Source organism: Alteromonas sp. H39, from assembly GCF_047556435.1.
In the GTDB taxonomy this organism is placed as follows: Bacteria; Pseudomonadota; Gammaproteobacteria; order Enterobacterales; family Alteromonadaceae; genus Alteromonas.
In genome coordinates this window covers 1,838,777-1,856,223 of sequence record NZ_CP180210.1, presented here as the reverse complement: position 1 = coordinate 1,856,223, position 17,447 = coordinate 1,838,777, and the positions used below count along the sequence as shown (strand labels likewise).

The following is a 17,447-nucleotide window of genomic DNA, read 5'->3' as shown; positions in this document are numbered from 1 at the left end:
CTACCCGGCATCTGTGTCAGACGCTGGCGGTTCCTGCTGTCGCTCAAGGTAACGTGCTTTCCACATCGTTTGCGCTTCACGGATATGCTCCTCATCTGGTGCCTCTGTGCCTGCCAGCGTCTGTGCAATTCGCTCGATAATGTCATCACGTTTCTGCAGCAGCGTTTCCGCTCGTGGGAACAGATCCCGTGCCTCCGGGTAGGCTTGCTTGAGATCATCTATGCCACGTAAATTCAGATAGCGGGTTTCGAATTTCTCGTTAAATAATGCCCGCTTCGCGTTAAAAATGACGTATTCTCTTGCCTGCTCAGAGGCCAGGTAGGCGGTGTCACTGTCAGAAAGGGCGGCTTGTTCACCGACGTGGCGAGCTTTGTCTAACCAGTCGTTGATCGCTTGCTGGTCGTTCTCGCTAACTGCATCCTTAATGCCTTCCTGCAGGTCGGATGCATGCAAAATTTCCATCACCGTAATAACCGGCACCTGTGTATTTTCCTCACTGGAAGAATTCTGCGACAAATAGATAAACCAGCCTGCAACTGCCAGCGCAACAACCACAAGAACGGCAATGACCCCTTTCATAACTCTCCCGTAAAGGTTTTTGATAAAATTGAAAGCCGTCAATATGAAGCTCAGTCATACTGCGGCTTATGCGTGATAAGGATACCATATCAAACGCGTCGGGAAACCGGCCCTTGTCGTCGCAAAAGCTTAGCTGACCGACAAGTCATATCAGAGCTATCTGACACACCGCAGGACGCCAGAACCTGGCGCGCCACTCACACCACCATTTTCACCTGAACGACGCCAGCATTGTCTGTAAGAACGCACCATAATCGGTTTTTCTGCCCCGGTGACTAAAACGAAATGCCAGCATTTAATCGTAATTACGGTGCAATCACTCTGTATATCTGCAATGCTGTTTATTATTTCGTTTCAATGAGTTTATTATGCGCCAGTTTCACTTTATTGCGTTGGTGTTCTTGCTTACAAGCTTTAGCGTTTCAGCCGTACCGGATCACAAGTACTGCGTCAGCCAGGACTTTGACGAACAGCGCTGGCAGCAATACATTTCCACAGCGTTCGCTGAGTCAGAGGCTGAGACTACGGAACTGGTGAACCGCCTATATGCCTGTCTGGCCTCACCTGATCCAACACTAAGAGATGACATCGGCTATCAGGGGTTTTCCGTGTTGCTTCGTCAGGCTACGCCATCTCAGCCGATATTGCTGGCACTGTTCGAGCGCCTTTCAACGGATATCGCAACCCATGTTAACGATCCTCACAAGGTTTTTTTGCCCTTCGCCCTTCTGGTTTATAGCGAGGTCATACGCACAGATCGTATTTTTCCCGTATTCACAAACGCACACCGTCAGCAGGCTATTGACACGGTCTCATCCTATTTGGATAAACAAACAGATTATCGCGGTTTTAGTGAACAGGTTGGCTGGCGACATGGTCTGGCCCACGCGGCAGATGTCATTTTACAACTGGCGCTGAACCCTGCATTAACCCACTCCCAGATAAAGCAGTCTGCATCTGTGTTGCTGCAGCACATCTCACCGCAGAACGCCCCGGCGCTGACCGATGGAGAACCTTACCGCATGGCGCGAGCCATCGCCTACCTGATGCTGCGTGAAGAAGTGAATGTAAATGACTGGAAAGACATAATGCGTGAGCACGGCAATTCTGCACCACGCTATCCGAACTGGACTGACACCTATCAAAGCCGGGCTGGTTTGAACTATCTGCATAATAAGCGCGCATTCTTTACGAGCCTGGTTACACAGACTGTGTATCAGAATGATACGCGCCTTGAAACGTTAACACCGGAAATCGCAAAGATTGCAAGAAGCATTCGCTAGCCAGGGATGCTAGCGACAGAAAAAAACGCGTAATGCCAAACAAATCAGAAAGCGCGGACGCTGTGCACGTCCGCGCTTTACGCGTAACTAACCGAGGTAAATCAATCCGTGGGCTTGGAGTTTTCCACCCGGCTTTTCAACTTTTGACCCGGACGGAATGTCACCACCCGGCGCGCCTTGATAGGAATATCTTCGCCGGTTTTCGGATTTCTTCCTGGTCGTTCATTTTTATCCCGCAGGTCAAAATTACCAAAACCCGACAGTTTCACTTGTTCTCCGGACTCCAGGGCGCCTTTGATTTCCTCAAAGAACATTTCAACCAGATCCTTTGCGTCTCTTTTATTAATACCCAGTTTTTCGAATAAGTGTTCAGCCATCTCGGCTTTGGTTAGTGCCATAGTTTACTCTCTTAACGCTGCCCCAAATTTGGTTTCCAGACTTTTAACCACAGTATCTACAGCATGCTGAATCTCAGCTTCTTCCAGGGTTTTTTCCGGATCCTGAAGGGTAAGTGATATCGCCAGGCTCTTATAACCGGGCTCAATTCCCTTACCTTTATACACGTCGAACAAGTTTAGGCCAACTAGTTGATTTACGCCAACTTTTTCTACATAAGAAAGAAGGCTGCCTACGCTGACCTCATCTTTCACCGTGATCGCAATGTCTCTGCGGTTTGCCGGGTACTTAGAAACAGGTACAGCTTCAGGAAGTTTACGCCCTGATATCGCCGTAAGATCAAGCTCAAACAGAAACGGACGACCAGAAACTCCAAGTAATTTAGTATATTGCGGGTGTACAGCCCCTAACAAGCCCACTTCTTTTCCACCCAGTAAGACTTTCGCCGTCATTCCCGGATGCAGTGCAGTATGTGTGGCACTTTCAAACGTTATGTCGGTTCTGCCCGTTAACGCCAATAATGCCTCAACCTCGCCTTTGACATCAAAGAAGTCAACTTGTTCATCGTTGCCATTCCAATGTTCGTCCATGCGACGTCCGGCCAGAATACCGCCAATAACAGGTTGCTGAGATACACCACTTGGCGCCTCAGCATCAGCGATAAAACGTAGTCCGGTTTCAAACATCCGGATACGGGATTGCTGACGCTTTTGGTTGTAGGCTGCCGCTCCCAGCAGACCGGGCCACAGCGACACCCGCATCACCGACATGTCTGAAGAAATCGGATGTGGTAACACCAGTGATTTTTGCTCAGGGAATAATGCGTCCTGCACTTTTGGATCGATAAAGGAATAAGTGATGGCTTCGGTGAAACCGCGATCCACCATTAATGCCTTGAAAGTACTTAATGAAAGTTCAGCTTCGTTTGCCGGTAGCATGCTAAGAGTGGCCTTAGGCGCAACATTCGGAATGTTGTTATAGCCATAGACTCGCGCCACTTCTTCAATTAAATCTTCTTCAATGGCAATATCAAAACGATAGCTGGGTGCATCGGCTTTCCAGCCTGCATCTGTTTGTTCTACATCCATGCCCAGACGGCGCAAAATTTCAGTGACTTTTGCATCATCAATCGCTATGCCCAGGACATTATGCAATCTCTCTTTGCGTAGCGTCACGGTTGCAGATGTAGGCAATTTGGCTTCGTCCACCGCTTCAACGACAGGGCCTGGTTTACCACCACAAATCTCTATCACCAACTCGGTGGCGCGCTCCATCGCTTTACGCTGTAGTTGTGGGTCCACACCACGCTCGTAACGGTGTGAGGCATCCGTATGCAAACCATATTGGCGCGCGCGGCCCATCATCGCGTCTGGTGCGAAAAAGGCACTTTCAAGCAGAATGCCTGTGGTTTCCTGTGTGACACCGGAATGCAAACCGCCGAATACACCCGCCATGGCCAATGCTTTGTTGTCATCTGCGATAACCAGCGTATTGCTGTTAAGCTCGACTGTGCTTTCATCCAAAAGAGTAATTTCTTCGCCCTGCTCCGCCATGCGCACATTGATGCCGCCATCAATAGCATTCAGATTGAATGCGTGCATGGGCTGGCCAAGTTCAAGCAACACAAAGTTGGTCACATCGACAATCGGGTCGATGCTGCGGATGCCGCTTCGACGCAGTTTTTCTTTCAGCCATAACGGCGATTCCGCTTTCACGTTTACACCGTTTACCACCCGCCCTAAATAACGCGGACAAGCGTCAGGTGCAGAAAGCGTCACATTGCGCTTCTCATCTGACTGTGCAGCAACCTCTTCAATTGCAGGCTCGCATACATCAAGGTTGTTCAGAACACCAACCTCACGGGCAATCCCGCGCACGCCAAGACAGTCAGCGCGGTTTGGTGTTAAATCGATTTCGATGCTGGCATCGTCCAGGTTAAGGTAATCACGAAGATCTTTGCCAATTGGTGCGTCCTGGGGCAGTTCTATAATCCCATCATGGTCATCGCTGATCCCCAGCTCAGAGAAGCTACACAACATCCCCATTGATGGCTCGCCGCGTAACTTGGCTTTCTTGATTTTGAAGTTGCCGGGTAATACCGCGCCAACCACAGCGACAGCCACTTTGATACCCTGTCGGCAGTTTGGCGCACCACATACAATATCCAGTAACTCTTCGCCGCCCACGCTGACTTTGGTCACACGCAGTTTGTCGGCATTCGGGTGCTGGCCGCACTCTACGACTTCTCCTACCAGCACACCGGTAAAATCGCCGGCGACAGGTTCTGCCCCGTCCACTTCCAGACCTGCCATACTCAGTTGCTCAGACAGTTCATTGGTGGACAGCGATGGATTAACCCACTCTCTTAACCATTTTTCACTAATTTTCATGCTAACTACTGCCTTATTTGAACTGTTTGAGGAATCGTAAATCGTTTTCGAAGAATGCGCGTAAGTCGGTTACCCCGTAACGCAGCATCGTTAAACGCTCCACACCCATACCAAAGGCAAAGCCAGTATATTCTTCAGGATCGATATTCACCGCTTTCAGTACGTTCGGGTGAACCATGCCACACCCGAGCACCTCCAGCCACTGACCGTTTTTGCCCATCACGTCCACTTCCGCAGAAGGCTCTGTGAAGGGGAAATAAGAAGGACGGAAACGCACTTCCAGTGATTCTTCAAAAAAGTGATGAAGAAAGTCGTGCAAAATACCTTTTAAGTCAGTAAAGCTGACGTTTTTGTCAACCATCAGGCCTTCAACCTGGTGGAACATTGGCGTGTGCGTCTGATCGTAATCGTTACGGTACACGCGGCCAGGTGAGATAATACGCAGCGGCGGGGCTTCGGCCTCCATTGTGCGAATTTGTACGCCTGATGTCTGCGTGCGCAGCATCACATCAGGGTTAAAATAGAACGTATCGTGGTCCGCTCGGGCTGGATGGTTAGCGGGAATATTCAGTGCATCAAAATTGTGAAAACCATCTTCCACTTCCGGACCAGTTTTTACTGCGAATCCAAGCTCTGAGAAAAATTGTTCGATGCGGGCGATAGTCCGGCTAACCGGATGCAGGTTACCCGGCAACACGGTGCGACCTGGCAGCGTGACATCAATCGCTTCTTCTGCCAGTTTCTGATTCATTTCGGCTTCACGCAGGGCGTCACCTTTGGCGGCAATAGCCTGCTGGATCTGCTGCTTTGCCTGATTAATTTTCTGCCCCGCTGCAGGGCGCTCTTCAGCAGATAGTTTGCCAAGGCTTTTCAGCATGTCGGTAAGTTTGCCTTTCTTACCCATGAATTCGACGCGCACCTGGTCGAGTGTGGCTGCATCTTCGGCAGCGTCAATCTGGCCTTTCGCCTGATTGATAATGGAATCGAGCTCCATATTATCCTCAATTGACATCTTGCGTGGAGAGACTGCTGCCGGGTGGCTGCAGTCCACTGTGGTATAAAGCCCGATAGTTTACACGACAGACATTTCAGTCGGCTACCCTAACAGGCTGATAATGACAGTTTTTCATGATTTTTTTACTGTCAGGGCCAAGAATATTGTGCTTTTAGTAAAATGCACTGCAACATGTCATTAGATATCGCTCTATTCCGGGCCATCATGGAAGTGTGAGTTTGTGTTCCGTTACCTGGTTGCAGCAGCCCCAATCGCGCTTCGGTTTAAAGAACCTACCTGTCGCGCTCTCTGCTTGCGGCCGGGTTAAAGGGAATCTGAAACAATAAAAACAACCATCACGTGCCAGCATGGGGGATACCGGGCGGCTTGGGCTCCCATAGACATCAATTTGCTGGTAACGCTTTTATCAGAGGCAGCATCTGCTTATATAAAGGGTCGTCGGCCCGTTCAAGCCATTCATAAATCTGCATTTCGGTGGTTTTTAGATTCGCACCTGCGGCCTGCATGGCTTGTATCGCCACGTCGCGGTCACCTGCATGCCGGCTGGCTACGGCATCGGTGATCAACGACACATCAATGCCTTCTTTCAGCAATCCCATTACGGTTTGGTATACACAAATGTGCGACTCGATCCCAGCAACCGCCCACTGCTTTTCAGAAAGCGCAGCAGCTTTGAAGTCTGCACAGAGCATGGCGTTAAAAGTGCTTTTTTGAAACCGAGTTGCGCAGCCGGCTGCATTGGCAATAGCTGGCACGGTTGCGCCCAACTTTTCAGGCATTTGCTCACAAAGAATAACCGGACGCTGTTGCGCGTGGCACAACGTAACAAGTGTTAGCACGCGGGCCTGAAGATTTTCCCCTTCCTTAACCAAGCCTGCAAGCTTGCCCTGAATATCAACAATAATAAGTCCGCATGAGGTTTTTTGTGAATTCATTTCCTTGCCTAGTACTTTTTTATGAAAAACCTTTCAATATTACGCATTTTTACTCGCACCTCAATGGTGCAGAGTGATTTTTTGATTCGAAAAATTATCAAAATCAGTACAAAAAGTGCTCTATATTATATTTTGTATCGCATTTTATACCTTTATAAAACTCGTAAACTATTGATACATATAGGGTGTTTAATTTTATATACCTATTGATAGGTACTCATAACCAATACCTTTTGTAATCCGAATCTCTGCGCTCTATTCTCAGTATCGCGTTGACGGGGTCAGCCCCGGCGCACTCTTTTTTCGTAGTATTGAGGTTTTCCCATGTTGTGTAGTAACTTTTTTTCCAAACACGCTTCTTCGTTAAAAAAGGCAGTTTTTACTGCTTCTGCAGCTCTCGCATTAACATTTACTTCTGCTTCTGATGTTCTCGCCGCAAACGAGAGGATGAAGCCGTTAACAGGACTTTATATCCTTGACGGTAACCGCGGCACTTACCGCGATGTCAATATACGCGATTATGACTTCGTCGACGGCTATACCTGGCGGTTCTCGTGGGCCGATATGGAGCCTGAAAAAGGCAAATACGACTTTCGTGGCCTGGAGCACATCGTTAAACGACTGAGTGACATCGACAAAAAAATGTCCTGGATTATCATGTCGGATCTGCCTGACTATCTTGCAAAAGAACCCGGAATGGACACGTATATTTATAACAATAAAGCCATTCCCTCTCCCTGGGATGAGAAATTGCTGGCGCGTTACGAAGCATTTGTAAAAGCCGTTTCCATGCACCGCATGCCGGATCCAAAACGCGATGGCCGCATGATCCCTTTTAAATGGCATTCGGTAAACGCGATTTTGCACCCTACCTTTCCAGGGACTCCTCGCGGCGGTATGCGCGATGAAGGCATCAAAATTAAAGATATCCCAGGCTACTCTCGCAGTAAATTAATTGATGGCAACGTAGACTTTGTCGCTAATTTGTTCCGGAAAACGTTCCCTAAACAAGCCATTTTCTTCTCGTTGTGGCCAATTAACGACAATGACCGCAGCCTGCCACTCTGGGAAGCGCTTCAGGATAAATTCTCTGAGTACTGGAATACGGGTATCTGGATGGACAACCTGGCTGCGTCACGAGACTGCACATACTGTTCGCCGTACAAAGGCTATCCTCAGGTGAGCTGGGCTAAACATATGACTAACGTGTCTGATCGCCTGATGACCGGCTTCCAAATGCTTGGCACATGGGACCGCCCGTTCAACGTTAACCATGTACCAAAAGTGAAAAACGGCACGCCGATGGACGGAATGGAGTTTGCGATTGATAAGTTTGACTCTCAATACTTTGAAGTTTATATCTGGGATATCGAGCGTAAAGACTGGCAAGCAGGCCTGAAAACCATGCAACAACGCCTGCATCAGTAATCAAACTGCTGCTATCTCCCAAAAACACCCGCTTCTGCGGGTGTTTTCTTTTCAGCCTATATAGCAATGTTTCCCCCTGCCCGACTACACTCAACACGTCTGCGATATGCCTCTTGAGTTTAAACCTGTTACCAAACCGCTACATCCTGTACTCATTTGCTGGCCACTGCAAAACGCTCTGTACTCCCTGAAAATTGTGATGCACGTAAAACAGGATTGATTTTTAAACTAAATTTCTTTTACAACACCGACCGTGTGATGAAAATTGCGTATTTCGGGACATTGGCCCGGCTTTTGCCATAAAACAATAAAAGAGATATAAGGCCAGCTTATTTGTGTAAGCAGCATATGGCCCTCCCCCCGTTGAAACACAGACCAAGCGAGCCGCTTCGCCGACTGGTTATTTTAAGCACGGAATAACAACAACCACTGCACCGGACGTGACATGCGTTACGAATTCGCATAACGCTCCACAGATACTGAATGACATCGCTATGCGAATGGAACACGACAAACGCGAACCTACTTTTTACCAAGGGTCATATCATGACATATCATTTTTTCAGTAAGCATGCAGCAGCGTCTCTGGCGGCTGTCATTTTTTTCTGCTTAATTACTTTTCATACTTACGCTCAACAAGCGACATCATCACTTACAGGTATTTATGTACTGGATGGCAACCGCGGCACGTTTCGGGATGCGAATATCCGCGATTATGAATTTGTCGACGGATTTGCCTGGCGATACAGTTGGCAGGAGATGGAGCCGTCGCATGGCAATTACGACTTCAGACCACTGACCCACATCGTCACCCGACTTGCGGCCATCGACAAAAAGTTTTCCTGGATCATCATGCCTGACTTACCGCGTTACCTCGTCCAGGACAGGCAAATCAGTACCTATATTGCCGGTGGCACGTTGCGACCTGTGCCCTGGGATCCTGACTTGCTTGAGCGATACCGCGCCTTTCTCACTGCTGCAGCAAACCACAGAATTGCCGACCCAAAAGCCGGAGGACGGCTTGTACGCCTCAGAGACCACTCAGCATTTGCGTTGTTTCATCCAACTTTTCCTGGTACACCTGACGGCGCATTACGCGATGAGGGTGCGTTTACTGTCTCCAGCGTACCCGGCTTTACACGTGAAAACCTGATTGAAGGCAATATCCTCCCGGTAATGAGCATGACAAAAGCACTGTTTCCCAACCAGGTGACTTTCGTATCGCTATGGCCTATCCATGACGATAATCGTCGGCAAGCATTGTGGGAAGATATAGAAGCTGCTATTTCGCGCTACAACAGAACCGGACTCTGGATGGACAACCTTGCTGCCAGCCGACCGTGTCCGAATTGCAGCAATTACCGTGGCTTTCCTGAACAGAGCTGGGCCCAGCATCTCGCGAATAGGAATGGACTGCTGACAGGTTTTCAAATGCTGGGAAGCTGGGATCGTCCATTCAATGTGAACCATGTGCCAAAACTGCGATTCGCACGGCCAACAGATGGAATTGACCACGGAATACAGGCATTCGATGCACAGTATTTCGAGGTCTATGTATGGGACATTGACAACCCGGCGTGGCAGAGTGACTTCAGGCGATATCACCAGCAGTTGCATCAGCAATAGGTATGATATCGACGCGTGAAAATTGCACCGCTTTGAGCGGTGCAATAGTCTTTCTTGCACCACATATGATCATTACACCGCCATCTACCGCCCTTCGCTCCAAGGTCAAAAGATTGACAACACCGTCAATTTCCTGACTTTTAAGTTTTCCTTAAAACAATATTTCATATCAAATCAAAGACTTGTTCATTTATTGAACAAAAAAGTCCCCATCACTCCCCTTCCCAGTCAACATTACGGCAAACATATTGCTACTATTTTTGTAGTTGTACTTAACAATCATTTCATTGGAAGAAGGTTGAAGCCGCCATGAACAATGCACCGTTTAAGGTGGACTTTATTGGCATAGGCTCAGGAAAATGCGGTTCTACCTGGATTTATGAGAATATCGTCAAACACCCGGAAATAAGTAGTAAAAACCTGAAAGAACTTAACTATTTCAGCGATCTGTATCCTGAGCATAAATTTGATTGGTATCAGTCTCAATTCGGTAATAGTGATGACGGACTGCTTAAGGGAGAGTTCTCTGTGACTTACCTGGCACACCCTGAAGCGCCAGCAAGAATAAAAAAGCACTTCCCTCAGGCAAGGCTGATTGCGATTGTAAGAAACCCGGTTAAGCGTGCGTTTTCAAATTATCTGCACTCTATAAGAAAAGGTGACATTTCTCCAAGCCTGTCCTTTTCAGACTATATAAAAGATGAAGATAATCTCGCACCTGGCAGGTATCACGAATACCTGAAAAATTTCTATGCGGAGTTTCCGAAAGAGCAAATCCTGGTTATCGTACTTGAAGATTTCCTTAAAGACATTCCGGCAGGTATGCGCCAGATTTATCAGCATATCGGTGTGATAAACGCCGATTATTTACCTGAGGACTACCATGTGCCAAGCAATGAAGCCAAAAACTACCGCTTCTTGTTGCTTGAAAATGTACTGGTACAAAGCTATCGCTGGCTGTCGCGCCGTGGCTATACCCGTTTCGTTAAGTGGGTGGTTGATTCTGGCATCGCGAAAGTATTACGACGCGTTAACGACAGTAAAGAGCGGCCACCATCCATTGATGCTAAGAGCCGGGAGCAGTTGATAGAATATTTTGAAACTCACAACAAAGAATTCGAGCGCCTCGTAGGCGTGAAACCTAAAGCCTGGTCATAGAAACCAGCTATATCTTGCCGTAGACGTACTTTTTTAGCCGTACCAAGACTGCTTTTTACTACGAAAACTCGTGTTCGTGGTAGTGGGAAAGTGCTGCCAGTCGAAAACGTTTTTAGCCGATAGATTGAGTAAATACTATGGACAGCCAAGTTGTATTTCTGGTGGGTGCCCCACGATCCGGCACCACCATGTTAGAACGTATTATCGCCAGTCACAGCCAGGTTATGGGTGGGCCAGAGCCACATCTGCTAACCCCGCTTGCACACCTCGGCGTGTGGGCAAAGGTGGAGAAAGCCCCTTACGATCATATTGTCGCGGGCATTGGCCAGAAAGACTTTATCGCCAGCCTGCCCGGGCAGGAGAGAGATTACTGGCAGGCCTGTCGTTGTTATGCGCAACATCTTTATAATTGTGCCAGCGGTGGCGATGAGAACATTATCTATCTGGATAAAACGCCTGAGTACGCAACGATTTGGCCCTTTATGAAAAAAGTCTTCCCCGACGCCAAATACATTGTTATCAGCCGTCATCCGGCTGCCGTATTTTCCTCTTTCGCCAACAGCTTTTTTGAAGGCAACTATGCCTTGACTCAGCAGCATGAAGCGTTGTTCGAAAGATATATCCCCTCAATTGCAGGTTTGCTCCGCGACCCGGATCTTGCTCTGTTTCATGTCAAATATGAGCAGCTTGTCAGCGAGCCAGAAACCATGACCCGGCAACTTTGCCAGTTTCTGCAAATTGATTTTGAGTCTGAAATGCTGAACCTCAGTGCCAGCAAAACCACGCAAGGGCTGGGCGATCCGATCGGCATAAAAAACTACAGTGGGTTGAGTACCAAGAGTATTGAACGCTGGGCAACCGAAATTGCCGCAGAACCAGAAAAATACCAGTTTCTGCGTAAGCTGCTAAGTCGAATCTCAGACCGTGACATAGCCACCTATGGCTATTCACCTGAAACGTTGTGGCAACCGGTGGAAGATGTCCTGGCCAATCAGGATGCGGCTGCTCGTCGTAAAGGCAATCACTCGGCGCGCTGGACCAGTTATAAACTGCAGCGCAAGGCCATCATTACATTGCGTAATGCCGCACAAAACAGCCTTTTTTTCAGACACTCGTTAAATAAGCTCCGTTTAGCGTGTGATGTTTTACTCAGGGAGTATTAGGGCGTTATACGCCAATTGATGTCGTGTTTACTAACAGTGGTTTCATCTAGTGGTAGGAATCAATCGAACTTTGTTACTAAGGAAATTTTATGGAATACCGTAAAAACCACTCAAAGCACGCGGATTATAAGGTTACAGGATCCGCCACTATCCCCGCTGAGCCACGCGCTTTCGAGTACTCAGCAAGAATGAAAGAACGTATAGCGTTCTCAGATACCGGCAAACCTTATAAAGGGATATCAGTTGTCTTCCCGGCGTTTAACGAGCAGGACAATGTCCAGCGTGCCGTTGATGCAGCACTGAAGTCATTCGAACGTTTTTTTGACCAGGTAGAAATCATTGTTGTCGATGATGGCAGTACTGACGAGACCTGCGAACGACTCGATGCCATTGCTGAAAAGACACCGCAGGTAGTGGCGAAACATCATGCCAAAAACCGCGGATACGGCGCTGCGCTTCGTACCGGCATTGAGTCTGCACAGCACGAACTCATCTTTTTTTCCGACTCAGACTTACAGTTCGATCTGGATGAAATTGAGCTTTTGCTGGACTGGATTGATCATCACGACATTGTTACCGGATATCGCGCCAAACGTGCCGACCCTTTCATCAGGAAAATGAATGCATGGGGTTGGGGCATGCTGGTGAAAACGGTTCTTGGAGTCAAAGTCAAAGACATTGATTGTGCCTTTAAACTTTTCCACAAGCATGTATTTGAGGGATACAAGCTGGAATCCGTGGGCGCTATGATAAATACCGAAATTCTGGCGCGAGCCAAAATGAACCAGATGACCATTAAAGAAGTGCCGGTGAACCACTACTCAAGAGAAGTCGGCGAACAAACGGGCGCTAACATCAAAGTGATTTTTAAAGCCTTTCGCGAGCTGTTTGAAATGTATAGCAAGCTTCGTAAGCCGCAGGCCGCTGCAATGGATTTGGCAGTGAATAAAAAGATGTCTCAGTAACCGTGACGCCTCTGCCCGGCAGGGGCTGCGACTCACTAACTGTAACAGAAGGACAGGAAAATGGATTCTCTGGGCAACCGCTTTGAAAAATGCGCTCAGCAAGCTGGTGCTGCTACCGCGCTCATTATTGATGACGTGCCGTATTCATATACTGCATTGCACACAGATGTAAAAAAGGCCCGTGAGCTGCTTAACGAGGCAGGTGTACAACCTGAGCAGTGTGTTGCGGTTATGTTTTCGAATGGTTACGACTTTATCGTCTTTGCATTGGCGACGTTTACCGCAGGCGCAATATTGCTGCCACTGAACAACAGTTATCAACCGGAAGAAATTCAGTATTACCTGGAACATGCCGATGTGAAACTGGTTTGCGGCCCCCGCTCGTTATCCAATGTCAGTGAGTATGTTTTCAACCACGCTATCCCGTGGTTAGACGAAAACGCGTTATCGCACGCCCAGACTGCCAGTACAGAATCTCCCTGCCATAAAGGAGGTATGTATCTGTATTCTTCCGGATCTACCGGGAAATCGAAACGGGTCTTCCGCACCCAGCAAGCCCTGCTTGACGAATACGATGATATGTCAGCATTGCTTGGCACTACGGCTAACGACAACGTCTTGTGCACGTTACCCCTTTATCATTCACATGGCTTTTCCAATGGTTTACTGATGGCCCTGCTTAGCGGTGCCACCTGTATTTTGTTAACCAACGAGTTTAATGGGCGCAAGACATTACAGGCACTAGCAGATTACCGCATTACGCTTTACCCCGCCGTCCCTTTTATGTATCAGATCATGGCGCTGGCGAACTTCAAGTCGCCACCGGATCTCTCTGCACTCAGGCATTGCTTCTCAGCGGGCGCGCCTCTGTCGCCTAAAATTTTCAATGACTTTTACAGCAAAACCGGTAAGTACATTGGCCAAATCTATGGTAGCAGTGAAACCGGCGTGATTTGCTGTAATACCTCACCCTCCCCGCAAAACGCATTAACTGTCGGCTTACCCATCCCCTGCGTGGAACTGGAGATCAGGGGAGAAGATGGCAATCTGCTTGCCGACGGTAAGGAAGGTGAAATTTGGGTACGAAGCCCGGCGATGACGCATCAGTACGACGGTATGCCTGAAGCCACAAAAGAAAATTTTGTTGGCGGATGGTTCTGTACCGGCGATCTGGGTGTTCGCAATGAACATGGCATCAGCGTTACGGGCCGGAAAAAGCTCTTAATCAACGTTGCAGGCAATAAAGTTGACCCGCTGGAAGTAGAGAGTCTGCTTAACAGCCACGCGTTGATTGAAGAATCTGTAGTAGTCGCAAAACCTCATGAGGTTTATGGAGAACAGGTCGTCGCTTACGTGGTATTGCTCCCTGAAATGGAGATCACTACCGACGATTTATACCAATTTATCAAAGGGAAACTTGTTGAATACAAGGTACCTAAGCAAATCGTGTTCTTGCAGGCTATTCCAAAAAGCCCGTTAGGCAAGGTGCTTAGAAAATACCTCTGATTTCGCTGTTCAGGTTAGCCGCTCAACCGGAGTGTTAACAATGATTGAACCGTACTACTGCAAACCAAAAAATGAGCAAACCTTATTTAAAAAAGAAGGATTTGTAAAAGACTGGTCTATTCCACAACGTGGACAAGAGAGCAAACTCCCGATGGAGGATGTTCCACCTTTTCTGCGCACGTTGCTGGTAACTGATGGCACGGTTACCAAAAGCCTGGAAGCCTATTTCTGGGAGCCGGTCAATGTCGTACCGACAGACCAGGGATTACGTAAAGCCGAATACGACGTTCCCTGGCTGAAGGTTTCACATGGTGAAGACGTCCTCACCCGCGAGGTGAAGCTGCAGGGCGCGACCAGCCATCAGGTTTATGCCACCGCATTTTCCATAATTCGTCCGCGCATTATTCCTGCCTTTTTCAGACAGCGTCTGCTGCGCGGCGAAATCGGCATAGGCATGTTGATCCGCGATTCAGGGATGGAGTCTTATCGGGAAGTGCTGGAAATCGGGTTAGAGAAATTTCCAACGTTTCACTATCAGGAAGGCAGCGACAAGATGCAAAAGCTCAATGTGCTATTCCGGACGTATCGCATTGTCCTTGGCGGACAACCAGCCATTCTGATTACCGAACGTTTTCCAAAAGCTTTATTTGAATAACCGCAATAACGAGAAGGGGAATTACCATGGCACTTAATATTTTGGAATTGCTGAAGTCAACAGTGGGACAGATCAAAGGAGAAGACTTTTCCAATGTGGAAACCTCTTCTCCTCTTGAGCTGGACTCCATTAACCGGATCACACTGATAGCCGAAATGGAGAACGTGTTTGATATCAGCATCAGCGACCTGGATCTGGAGCCAGACACGTTTCACTCTATCGACTCACTCAATACGTTTGTTTCGGGGGTGATGAAATGCGAATGACATTTAAAGAATTTCTGTCACTGGTGAAATCAGATATCGATCTGAAGAAACACTGGTTCTTAAAGAACGATACGTCGTTTAACAAGAACATCCGCGTCTGGCTTGAACCGGGTACGATTGCAGTTGTGGTGTACCGCTTTGGTCACTGGACCCGACATGTTCGCGTACCGGTTATCAAACAACTCCTCAGGTTGATCTACATCATGGGTAAGTCTGTCGTTGTGCTGGGCTTTGGAATCTACATTCCGTCTGCGTTCAAAATGGGTAAAGGCTTTGCTATCCATAACTTTTCCGGAATTTTCATTCCCCCCACCACCGCTGGCGACAACCTGTTTGTCTTTCAAAATGTCACCATTGGTCACCTCCGTGGCCAGGGTGGACGACCTCCCAAAATAGGCAATAACGTGTTTTTGGGTGCTGGCGCCAAAATTCTGGGTGATGTGAAAATTGGCAACAATGTGGTGGTGGGAGCCAACTCACTGGTAATGAATGATGTGCCCGATGGCTGCACGGTTGTCGGCGTTCCTGCCCGAGTGGTATCGAAGGAAACTACCTGGATCCAGGAAAAATTGGATGGTGTGGGAGACCACTGGTAATGGCGGATAACGGTTAAGGGACTGACTTCTCTGGTGGCCAATGTGCACGGTGACGTCCCCTAGCCTCGCCCTGACGTAAACGGTGAGTCTTATCTCCCTCTTTATTACTACTGTTGCGCGAGACGACACTATGCAAAAGAAATTAAAAATTGCGATGGTGGCATCCTGTCCGTTTCCGGCAAATCACGGAACACCAGGCGCCATTCGGGAATTGTCCCTGTTTTTACATAAGCAGGGGCACGATATACACGTAGTCACTTACCCGCAATACGAAAAAGGGCTAAGCGTAGATGGCCTTCATATACACCGGGTTGAGTCAACGCGCTTCAAAGACGAAAAAATCACGATTGGGCCCAGTAAATCGCGAGTCGTATACGACTACCTTCTGATCAGTAAACTTATTGATGTGATCCGCGAGCATGATATCGACATTATCCACGCTCACAACTATGAAGCCAATATCGCTGGCTGGGTTGCCAAACTGTTTACCCGCAAGCCATTAGTCTACAACGGCATTAACAGTATGGCTGATGAACTTCCCACTTACAGCGTATTACGGCCAAAATGGTTCTTCCGCTTTTTTGGCAAATGCTTAGATTACACAGTGCCACGTATGGCGGACGCATCAATGGTGTTGTCAGACGAACTGAAAGCCTACCTGGTGGAGGATATGGGCATCAGAGCCAGAAAGGTCTTCGTAATTCCGCCAGGTGTGGACCCGAATCTATTTGCCAGTGGCAATAAACAGATCATTCTCGATCAACTTATGTTACCTGCAGAAACGCCAATCATCCTCTACACGGGTGCCATCGAAGGCTTTCAGCGAATTGACTTGCTGGTAAAAGCCATGGGCATTGTGGCGACATCGATACCAGCAGCCAAACTGGTTATTGCCTGTAATGTGAACAATGATAAGGCCAAAGCCGAGCTTCTGGCATTGGCAAAAGCACATGGCGCGGAAAACGCGATGATCATTGTTGATAACGTCAGCTTTCCCCAGATCCCGCACTTTCTGGATGCAGCTACCATTACCGTCAGCCCCCGCACCTCCTGTCCGGGCTACCCTATCAAGTTGCTTAACTATATGGCTGCCGGCAAACCTATTGTGAGCTTTGCAGGAAGTGCCAAAGCGTTATGTCACGGCTACAACGGGTATGTAGCGCAAGGCGAAGACATCAATGATTTTGCCGCCGGAATGTTGCTATTGCTCAACAATCCGCCGTTGGCGAAAGCACTTGGCCAACGCGCCTTTGACACTATTTCAGGCAACTTTGACTGGGATGCTATCGCGCGTGGCACGGTTGAAATTTACCGGCAGTTGGTCGAAGTCGGTGAGATTGACCCGTCGCGCCTGAAGGGCGTGGTAAAGAAATCTTACATACCCGAATTCGTCGAAGGCGCCGAACACGCTACGACCGATTCATTCTTAAAACACGGTGTACTGACATTCCCACAATATGAGTAAAATTTATGGTCGCCATCCACA

At 48.2% G+C, this 17,447-nt stretch carries 16 protein-coding genes; 11 read left to right on the top strand and 5 right to left on the bottom strand.

Features of this window, described 5'->3' with window-relative positions; translation table 11 throughout:
- Positions 1-579, bottom strand: coding sequence for a hypothetical protein (locus tag ACLBLI_RS08205; protein ID WP_414830603.1), 579 nt, complete (start codon positions 577-579; stop codon positions 1-3).
- 368 nt (positions 580-947) lie between these two features.
- Here ACLBLI_RS08205 and ACLBLI_RS08200 point away from each other — a divergent pair, with 368 nt between their 5' ends.
- Complete coding sequence (locus ACLBLI_RS08200) at positions 948-1,862, top strand: DUF2785 domain-containing protein (protein ID WP_414830602.1); 915 nt, start codon at positions 948-950, stop codon at positions 1,860-1,862.
- 101 nt (positions 1,863-1,963) lie between these two features.
- Here the strand turns inward: ACLBLI_RS08200 and ihfA are convergent, their stop codons facing one another.
- The 4 genes from ihfA to ACLBLI_RS08180 all read right to left on the bottom strand — a co-directional run bounded on the left by ihfA (position 1,964) and on the right by ACLBLI_RS08180 (position 6,598).
- A complete protein-coding gene (ihfA, locus tag ACLBLI_RS08195; protein ID WP_218309517.1) occupies positions 1,964-2,260 on the bottom strand; it encodes an integration host factor subunit alpha in 297 nt (98 codons plus the stop codon).
- A 3-nt stretch (positions 2,261-2,263) separates the two neighbouring features.
- On the bottom strand, positions 2,264-4,648 hold the full coding sequence (gene pheT, locus ACLBLI_RS08190; RefSeq protein WP_414830601.1) for a phenylalanine--tRNA ligase subunit beta: 2,385 nt from the start codon (positions 4,646-4,648) through the stop codon (positions 2,264-2,266).
- 13 nt (positions 4,649-4,661) lie between these two features.
- Positions 4,662-5,642 carry a phenylalanine--tRNA ligase subunit alpha gene (pheS, locus tag ACLBLI_RS08185; RefSeq protein WP_414830600.1) on the bottom strand — a complete coding sequence of 327 codons (981 nt, stop codon included), beginning with the start codon at positions 5,640-5,642 and terminating at the stop codon, positions 4,662-4,664.
- A gap of 404 nt (positions 5,643-6,046) precedes the next feature.
- On the bottom strand, positions 6,047-6,598 hold the full coding sequence (locus ACLBLI_RS08180) for an isochorismatase family protein (RefSeq protein ID WP_414830599.1): 552 nt from the start codon (positions 6,596-6,598) through the stop codon (positions 6,047-6,049).
- A 447-nt stretch (positions 6,599-7,045) separates the two neighbouring features.
- Between ACLBLI_RS08180 and ACLBLI_RS08175 the strand changes: the two genes are divergently transcribed.
- From ACLBLI_RS08175 to ACLBLI_RS08130, 10 genes are all read left to right on the top strand, one after another.
- Positions 7,046-8,026: a beta-galactosidase gene (locus tag ACLBLI_RS08175; RefSeq protein ID WP_414830598.1), complete on the top strand. Its 981-nt coding sequence runs from the start codon at positions 7,046-7,048 to the stop codon at positions 8,024-8,026.
- 546 nt (positions 8,027-8,572) lie between these two features.
- Complete coding sequence (locus tag ACLBLI_RS08170) at positions 8,573-9,652, top strand: hypothetical protein (protein ID WP_414830597.1); 1,080 nt, start codon at positions 8,573-8,575, stop codon at positions 9,650-9,652.
- Positions 9,653-9,961: 309 nt separating this feature from the next.
- On the top strand, positions 9,962-10,810 hold the full coding sequence (locus ACLBLI_RS08165; protein ID WP_414830596.1) for a sulfotransferase family protein: 849 nt from the start codon (positions 9,962-9,964) through the stop codon (positions 10,808-10,810).
- A gap of 137 nt (positions 10,811-10,947) precedes the next feature.
- Entirely contained in the window at positions 10,948-11,973 is a 1,026-nt protein-coding gene (locus ACLBLI_RS08160) for a sulfotransferase family protein (RefSeq protein WP_414830595.1), read from the top strand.
- 89 nt (positions 11,974-12,062) lie between these two features.
- Positions 12,063-12,938 carry a glycosyltransferase family 2 protein gene (locus ACLBLI_RS08155; RefSeq protein WP_414830594.1) on the top strand — a complete coding sequence of 292 codons (876 nt, stop codon included), beginning with the start codon at positions 12,063-12,065 and terminating at the stop codon, positions 12,936-12,938.
- Between the two features lie 60 nt (positions 12,939-12,998).
- Entirely contained in the window at positions 12,999-14,444 is a 1,446-nt protein-coding gene (locus ACLBLI_RS08150; RefSeq protein WP_414830593.1) for a class I adenylate-forming enzyme family protein, read from the top strand.
- Positions 14,445-14,484: 40 nt separating this feature from the next.
- On the top strand, positions 14,485-15,099 hold the full coding sequence (locus ACLBLI_RS08145) for a chorismate--pyruvate lyase family protein (RefSeq protein ID WP_414830592.1): 615 nt from the start codon (positions 14,485-14,487) through the stop codon (positions 15,097-15,099).
- A 26-nt stretch (positions 15,100-15,125) separates the two neighbouring features.
- Positions 15,126-15,365 carry a hypothetical protein gene (locus ACLBLI_RS08140; RefSeq protein WP_414830591.1) on the top strand — a complete coding sequence of 80 codons (240 nt, stop codon included), beginning with the start codon at positions 15,126-15,128 and terminating at the stop codon, positions 15,363-15,365.
- Complete coding sequence (locus ACLBLI_RS08135; RefSeq protein ID WP_414830590.1) at positions 15,362-15,961, top strand: serine O-acetyltransferase; 600 nt, start codon at positions 15,362-15,364, stop codon at positions 15,959-15,961. Before ACLBLI_RS08140 ends, ACLBLI_RS08135 begins: the two co-directional genes overlap by 4 nt.
- A 130-nt stretch (positions 15,962-16,091) precedes the next feature.
- The gene (locus ACLBLI_RS08130) at positions 16,092-17,426 is read left to right on the top strand and encodes a glycosyltransferase family 4 protein (protein ID WP_414830589.1); all 1,335 of its coding nucleotides are present in this window, start codon (positions 16,092-16,094) and stop codon (positions 17,424-17,426) included.
- Positions 17,427-17,447: the final 21 nt, after the last annotated feature.